This window comes from Micromonospora sp. NPDC047548 (assembly GCF_040642975.1).
In the GTDB taxonomy this organism is placed as follows: domain Bacteria; phylum Actinomycetota; class Actinomycetes; order Mycobacteriales; family Micromonosporaceae; genus Micromonospora.
The window spans coordinates 1-7214 of record NZ_JBEYTI010000095.1 but is presented as its reverse complement, the minus strand read 5'-3'; the positions used below and the strand labels follow the sequence as shown (position 1 = coordinate 7214).

The 7214-nt window shown below is 71.5% G+C and carries 6 protein-coding genes and 1 pseudogene; 2 read left to right on the top strand and 5 right to left on the bottom strand.

The window, feature by feature from the left end:
• Positions 1 to 639 precede the first annotated feature (639 nt).
• From ABZ807_RS32850 to ABZ807_RS32830, 5 genes and pseudogenes are all read right to left on the bottom strand, one after another.
• Positions 640 to 963: pseudogene (locus ABZ807_RS32850) on the bottom strand (GNAT family N-acetyltransferase); the annotation flags it as partial.
• 161 nt (positions 964 to 1124) lie between these two features.
• The gene (locus tag ABZ807_RS32845) at positions 1125 to 2309 is read right to left on the bottom strand and encodes an ABC transporter permease (protein ID WP_357166917.1); all 1185 of its coding nucleotides are present in this window, start codon (positions 2307 to 2309) and stop codon (positions 1125 to 1127) included.
• Entirely contained in the window at positions 2306 to 2992 is a 687-nt protein-coding gene (locus ABZ807_RS32840) for an ABC transporter ATP-binding protein (RefSeq protein ID WP_357166920.1), read from the bottom strand. Before ABZ807_RS32840 ends, ABZ807_RS32845 begins: the two co-directional genes overlap by 4 nt.
• A gap of 86 nt (positions 2993 to 3078) precedes the next feature.
• Positions 3079 to 4182, bottom strand: a complete 1104-nt coding sequence (locus ABZ807_RS32835) for a peptidoglycan-binding protein (protein ID WP_357166914.1) — start codon at positions 4180 to 4182, stop codon at positions 3079 to 3081.
• The gene (locus ABZ807_RS32830) at positions 4179 to 4754 is read right to left on the bottom strand and encodes a hypothetical protein (protein WP_357166911.1); all 576 of its coding nucleotides are present in this window, start codon (positions 4752 to 4754) and stop codon (positions 4179 to 4181) included. Before ABZ807_RS32830 ends, ABZ807_RS32835 begins: the two co-directional genes overlap by 4 nt.
• 179 nt (positions 4755 to 4933) lie before the next feature.
• Here ABZ807_RS32830 and ABZ807_RS32825 point away from each other — a divergent pair, with 179 nt between their 5' ends.
• Positions 4934 to 6223, top strand: coding sequence for a histidine kinase (locus ABZ807_RS32825; RefSeq protein ID WP_357166908.1), 1290 nt, complete (start codon positions 4934 to 4936; stop codon positions 6221 to 6223).
• A complete protein-coding gene (locus ABZ807_RS32820; protein ID WP_357166905.1) occupies positions 6220 to 6885 on the top strand; it encodes a response regulator transcription factor in 666 nt (221 codons plus the stop codon). The genes ABZ807_RS32825 and ABZ807_RS32820 overlap by 4 nt, the downstream gene beginning before the upstream one ends.
• Positions 6886 to 7214: the final 329 nt, after the last annotated feature.

The following is a 7214-nucleotide window of genomic DNA, read 5'->3' as shown; positions in this document are numbered from 1 at the left end:
CCGGCTTAAGGCACTGCTCGGGCCTCGGCGGCCCTCCCAGCGCGGGCCTTCACCCCCGCCCTGAAGGGCGGAGCACTGGCCCGCATCCCGGTAGCCGATGAGCGCACGTCCCGAGCCAGATGGCGGAGCGGCGGAGGACGCTGTGGTGTGCTCGTGCAGGACAAGGTCTGGTCGCGTCGGGGATCGCCGAACGGCGACCGCAGCTTGGCGACGCCTAGTTGATCGTCCGAAGTGAGTCATGCCCACCCTGCCATCACGCCCTGCCCACCCCGGTCCCCGAACCAGACGCCACGACCCGCCTCGACGTACGTCGACGCGACCGCCCCGGCAGCATCCTCCACGAATACGGGCATGCAGCCTGACCTGACCGGATGGCACTTCGGCAGCGCAGGGCCGGCCAGCACGTGGGCCCGCCTCCTGTCGCATCACCACGGCTCCGCGCGGGGACGACCATGCGTCCCCGCGCGGAGGCCCGGCTACGACGCCCGCGTACGAAGCCGGGTGAGCCCGGCGGCGATCCCGACGCCTAGGGCGCACCCGCACGAGTTGAGCATGACGTCGGCGGCGTGGCTCAACAGCAACTGGCCGAGCTCGATGAGCAGCGACAGACCCTCACCCGTCCGGCCGTGGCCGCCTCGATCAATCCGCGACGCGGCTCCGGCTCTGGTAGACGACGTCCTGATAGTCGGGGTGGCGGGCGATCCAGCCCGCATAGAACGGGCAGGTCGGCAGGACAGCGAGGCCGGCTGCGCGCGCTTCGTCCAAGGAGGTTCGGACGAGTGCGGCACCGATCCCCCGACCCTCGTACCGGGGGTCCACCTCGGTGTGCACGAATGCGATCAAGTCGCTCGTTCGGATGTACTCCGCGAACCCCGCCAATGCGCCGTCGAGGCGGGCCTCATAGCGCTTCTCAGCGGGATTGTCGGTGACTTCGAGGGTCTCGCTCATCATGCTTCCTTCTGGTCGAGGGTCTCGCTGCGCACCCCGAACCGAGTTCCGCTCGCGGCACGTGCAACGACAACCACCCTTCCGCCGATTTTCATCCCGACTCCGTGTCCGGGATTAGTGGACATTGACCGGGTCGGGCGGCGCAACGTCATCCCGCGACTCGCCGGGGAGCATACTCATGCCGTTCTCAGGGCCGCGGTCGGGGAGAGCCGGGCGGCCCGCAGAGCCGGGTAGACGCCCGCCAGCCCTCCGATGAGGATGGCAGCGGCCAGTCCCGCGCCGATCGCGGCAGCCGGCACGAGCGTCTGCCAGCCGCGGGCGGTGGCCATCGCGTACGTGACCGCGGTGCCCAGCAACGCCCCTACGGTGCCGCCGCCCGCGCCCAGCAGCAGCGACTCGACCAGGAACTGGGCCGCGACATGCCGCCGAGTGGCGCCCAGCGCCCGGCGCAGCCCGATCTCGCCACGCCGCTCGAGGACCGAGATCACCAGCACGTTGGCGATGCCGATGCCGCCCACCAGCAACGCCACCCCGCCGAGACCCAGCAGCAGAACGGTGGCTCCACCGGTGACCGCGAGCCGGGCGGTGAGCGCTTCGGAGGGCCGGCTCACAGCGACTTCCTCGGGGTGGGCCGGGTTGGCCGCCCGCCCGAGCAGGCCCGCCACCTCGTCGGTGCGCTCGGTCTGCGCCCGCACGAAGATCCGGGTCGGGTTGCCGTCGTACCCGAATTGGGCAGCCGCCACCGGCGCGCCGATCAGCGCCGAGGCGTCCAGTTCGGGGGCCAGCTCGACCGGCGCCATGATGCCCACCACCGTGTACCACCGGTTGCCGAGGTAGACCTGCGGGTGGCCGATGACATGGCGGATGCCCAGCGACGTGGCGGCGTAATGGCCGAGCACCACCGCCGGGTAACGGGCCAGCGCCGCGTCCAGGAAGCGGCCGTCCACCAGGGTGCCGTCCAGCGTGGCGAGCAGCGCCGGGTCGGTGGCCCGCACGGACAGCCCTCCGGTCTGCCCGGGCGGTATCCGGTCGTTGCGGTAGATCCGCACATCGAGCGTCGCGGTCGCCGCCGAGGCGAGCACCCCATCGGTACGCGCCACCGCCGTGCCCGCGGTCACCGGCAACTTGGCCTCCGCCCCGCGGATGGTCTTACCGTTGGCCACGGTGAGTAGGTTGGTGCCGACCCGGTCGATGCGGGCGAGCACGTCGGCCTGGCTGGACCGGGTGACGCCGAGCACGGCCACCATGGCCGCAATCCCGATCGCCACCCCGAGGATGGACAGCGCCGCCCGGCCCGGTCGCGACCGCAGGCCCACGGTGCTCACCGGCAGCAGGTCGGCTACGCGCAGGCGAGACCTCACGACGCACCCCCGCTGTCTCGGACCACCAGGCCATCCCGCAACTGGACGCGGCGCCGCATCGCCGCGGCGACCCGCTCGTCATGCGTGATCACCACGATGGTGACACCGTCGTCGTTGAGCTCGCGCAGCAGTTCGACGATCTCGGCGCCGGTGACGGAGTCGAGATTGCCGGTGGGCTCGTCGGCGAGCACCACGGCGGGGCGGCCGACCAACGCGCGGGCGATCGCCACCCGCTGCCGCTCGCCGCCGGACAGATGCGCGGCGGGGAAGTCGGCGCGGTGGGCCAGGCCGACCCGCTCGCATGCCGCGTAGGCGGCCCGCCGGCGTTCGGCGGCCGGCACCCCGCGGTAGAGCAGGCCGGTCGCCACGTTCTGTGCCGCGCTCAGCCGCTCCAGCAGGAAGAACTGCTGGAAGACGACCCCGAGGAGGTGCGCCCGCACGCCGGAGAGCTGCCCGTCGCTCAGCTTCTCGACCGGGTGGCCGGCGATGCGTACCGAGCCGCCGGACGGGCGGTCCAGGCCGGCGGCGAGGTTGAGCAACGTGGTCTTGCCGGAGCCGGACGGGCCTGCCACGGCGACCAGCTCGCCGCTGTGCACGGTGAGGGTGACGCCGCGCAGCGATTCGACCGGCGGCCTGCCGGCGTAGACCTTGCGCGTGTCGATCAACTCCAGGACGGCGGTCATGGCTGTGCCTTCGCTGCCATTGCCCTCCTGGCGCTCGCCGGTGAGGCCGTTGTGCACCGCCGTTGGGTGCCGCTTGGCGCGATCGATCATGACGCAGGCACCTCCACGGTCTGGCCGGCGGTGAGGCCGCTGACAACCTCCACCTGGCCGGTGCTCTCGTCGAAGCTGCCCGGTTCCACCCGAACCGCGGCCCCGCCGGCCAGGCGGACCTGGTAGCCGCCGCCGGGCCGGGCGAGCAACGCCGCGATCGGGATCAGCAGGACGTCGTCTCGGGTGCGGGCGGTGATGTCGACGGTCACCGGCGCCTGGTCCAAACCGAAGCCGCTGGGCAGGCGGACCGCGATGGTGAGCGGGACGGTCGCCGTATCCGGGTTCGTGGGCTGCTGCGGGTCGTTGCCCGCACCATCGGAGGACGCCGTCGCGACCTGGCCGACGGCGATGACCCGACCTTGGATCGGGTCGGCGTCCGGCAGGGTCACCTCGACCTGGTCGCCGGTGTGTACGGTGCCGCGCTGCGCGGTGTCCAGCTGCGCGATCACCGCCCGGCTCGTCGACGTTCCGGTGAGCACTGTCGTCCCCGGCGCGACGGTCCCACCGACCCGGATCTCCAGCTGGCTGACGCGTAGCGGGGCGGGCAGGAAGACGATCTCGCCCTGGGTGAGCCGCCCGGTGCGCTGGTACGCCGGCCGCCCCCAGGACGCCTCCCAGCGCCGGATCGCCGCGGCCGTGGCGGCGCCGAAGTGCCGGTCCACGGTGATCCGGTGGTACGGGTCGAAACCCATGGCGACCAGGTTCTGTTCGAGTTGGCGCACGTCGGGGCCGTCGCTCATCCCGTAGCGGAAGTCGCGGTAGGCAGGGACGGGGCCCAGCAGCAGGCGGACCGGCGCGTTGGCCACCCGGTAGAGGACGCCGCCGCGGCCGATCGTCTTGCCCACGTCTGGCGCTGCCGTCAGCACGCCCGGCGCGCCCTGGTGGTCGACGACGTAGGAGCCGGCGTACCCGAGGACGCCGCTGACCTGGACGCGTTCGGTGAGCGTGCTGTGGGTGACCTCGGCGGTTCCGATGGCCACCGAGGCGGCGGGTGTGTCGGGGGTGTTCGGCGCGGACCGGGCGGCGTAGGCCACGCCGGCGGCGAGCGGCGTCGCCACCACGACCGCGAGCACGGCGCCGGCCCCGCGTCGGCGGCTCACTTCTTGCCTCCGCCGTTGTCACTAATGCGGACTTCCCCGCTCCAGAGGTGCTTGCAGGCATCCTGTGCGACGTTCATCTGCCGGGGCGGGAGTCCGTTCGCCAGCGAGGTTCCGGTGAGGTCGAATTCGCCCCTGGCGTTCGGGTCAGGGAAGTCGGGAACGCCGTGCTCGCGAATGCACTTGGCGTACTCGGCGAGCTTGCGCAGGTCCTCGGCCGAGAGCTGTTCCTTGGGGCGGAACGCCGTCGGGGGGTACCGGTCTTCGATCGATTTGCAGGCCTCGACGACCTGCGGACGGTTGTGGAGGTCCGTCTTCCAGTTGTACCCGCCCTGAGGTGGGAACTGGAGGTATCCCTCCGGGGTCAGATCGGCGTCCGGCATCCGGGTCAGCCCGTGGTCGCGCAGGCACTGGACCCACTCCTGACCGAGGGCGAGAAGTTGCTGCCGGCTCACCGAGGCGGACGCCGACGGGCTCGCCGCTCCAGAGGCAGAGTCGCTGGAGTCGCAGCCGGCGGCCCCGGCCCCGACCGCGAGCAATGCGGCGAGGAACACTGTGGATGCTGTTCTGGTCATGGCCTTACGGTGCGTGCCGCAGCGAGTGAACTCATCGGACCCAGGTCGGTCCTTCGGCCGCCGCTGGTACCGCGGACGTAGCACCTGAGTTGGACGCTGCCGCCGTATCCGCTCCCTACCATGAGGGTGTGCCCCGGTTCGTGCCGCGCCACTTCCTGACCGACGCCGCCCTGGCGCTGGTGCTGATCGTGCTGACTGTCGGGCCCCGGCTGGTGATGGGCTTCGCGGCCAGGACAAAGCCGGATGTCGCGACGGAGTACCTGGACAAGATGGGTCTCCCCGCGGACCGCCCATGGTGGTTGTTCGCCTCACTGATCGTTGTCGGTCTACTGATGAGACAACACCATCCCCCTCTGGCATTGATCCTCACCGGGACCGGGGTGCTCGGCCATCTGTTCGGCGACGCCAAGTTCCAGCTGCTTGATCTGGCGCTTCCGCTGGTGTTGTATACCGTCGCCGCGATGGCTCGGAACCGGCGGGTCTCGCTCACCATGCTGGGACTCGCCATGCTCTTGGCGTATGCGGCGATGGTGGGCGGCCGGATTTATGTCGAACAGCAGGAGTTCGCCAGCAAGCAGGTCGTGCAAGAGCAGGTCGCGGGGGCCTCGGTCAAGAAAGCGGTCAGGACGGCGCCACCGCCGGCTCTGGTGCTCTCGGTCGACAGACTGCTCGGCGGGGGCCAGGCAATCATGGAGATGTGGCTGCTGCTGGTCGCGGCGTTCGCGGTCGGCGACGCGATGCGCAGCCGGCGCGCACACCTGGCCGCGGTCGAGCAGCGGACCGCCGACCTGGCCCGGGAGGAGCGGCAACGGGCGGCGCTGGCGGTCGCGGCGGAGCGCGCCCGAATCACCCGGGAGCTGCACGACGTGGTGGCGCATGGAATTTCAGTGATGGTGGTGCAGGCGCAGGGCGCGTCCGCCGCGCTGGACCGGCATCCGGACCGCGCCGCCACCGCGCTGCAGCACGTGATCACCACCGGACGAGCCTCGCTGGCCGAAATGCGCCGGCTGCTCGCCGCCGGGCGCACCGACCCGGCCGACGACGCGCAACTCACCCCGCTGCCGGGCCTCGGCGGGCTGCCCGCGCTGATCGATCAGCTGCGGTCCACCGGAATGCGGATCGAGCTACACGTCGACGGGGTGCCCGCCGCAGTGCCCGCAGCGGTCGACCTGTCCGCGTACCGGATCGTGCAGGAGGCCCTGACGAACACGCTGAAGCACGCGGGCCCAGGCGCAGGCGCGGTACTGCGGCTGGCATTCGAGCCCGCATGGCTCCGGGTGGAGGTGACCGACGACGGCACGGGCTTGGCGGACGGGGCGGACGGACGCGGCAACGGGCTGCGCGGCATCGCCGAGCGCGTCGCCATGCTGGGGGGCGAACTGGAGACCGGCCACGGTGACGGCGGCGGGTTCCGGCTGTGTGCGACGCTGCCGCTGCAAGCGCGCGAGACCACGCCGGTACAGCGATGAGCATACGGGTCGTGCTGGTCGACGATCAGACGCTGGTGCGCACCGGGTTCCGGCTGGTGCTAGAGGAGACCGGCGACATCGAGGTGGTCGGGGAAGCCGCCGATGGATCGCAGGCCTTGGACGTGGTGGCCCGCAGCCGGCCCGACGTGGTCCTGATGGACGTGCGGATGCCGGGGCTGAACGGCATCGAGGCCACCCGCCGCATCCGCTCCGGCCCCCACGCCGCCCGCGTGATCATCCTGACCACCTTCGACCTGGACGAGTACGTGCTGGCCGGGCTTCGCGCCGGAGCCAGTGGCTTCCTGCTCAAGGACGCGCTCGCCGCCGACCTGATCTCCGCCGTACGAGTGGTGGCTGCCGGCGAGGCGGTGGCCGCCCCCACCGTCACCCGCCGCCTCTTCGCGCATTACCTCGGCAAGACCCCGCCCCGGCCGGAGACGAACGCCCGGCTGGCGGCGCTGACCGAGCGCGAGCGCGAGGTGCTGACCCTCGTCGCGCGAGGCCTGTCGAACGCGGAAATCGCGGTGGCGCTCTTCGTCTCCGAGAGCACGGTGAAGACTCACCTCGGCCGGATCCTGGCGAAGCTGGGGCTGCGGGACCGGGTGCAGGCGGTCATTCTCGGCTACGAATGCGGCCTGGTAGAAGTCGGCAACGACCGATAGGGCGCGGCGGTATAGCCGTGCGCAGCGCCTCCGATCAGCTAAACGGTCCTGAGTCGGATTGGGCTTCCGGGATCGTTTCCCACCGTGGTGGGGTCGCGTGGCGTGGCGGTGGAGTCCTGCGCCCAGTGCTGCTCCTCGTGGCCGGTGGCCAGACGGGGTGTCTCCGAGCGTTGAGGCGACGCTACGATGAACGTCGCTGCAACCGCCGATCCTGGCGGCCTCGTCCGTGTCTTTCCCCGGAGGCCCCGTGCCCGCGAGCGATACCAGCCAGCCGCTGGGAGATCCCCGACTGGACACCACCACCGTCTCGGTTGCGCGTCGGTGGAACT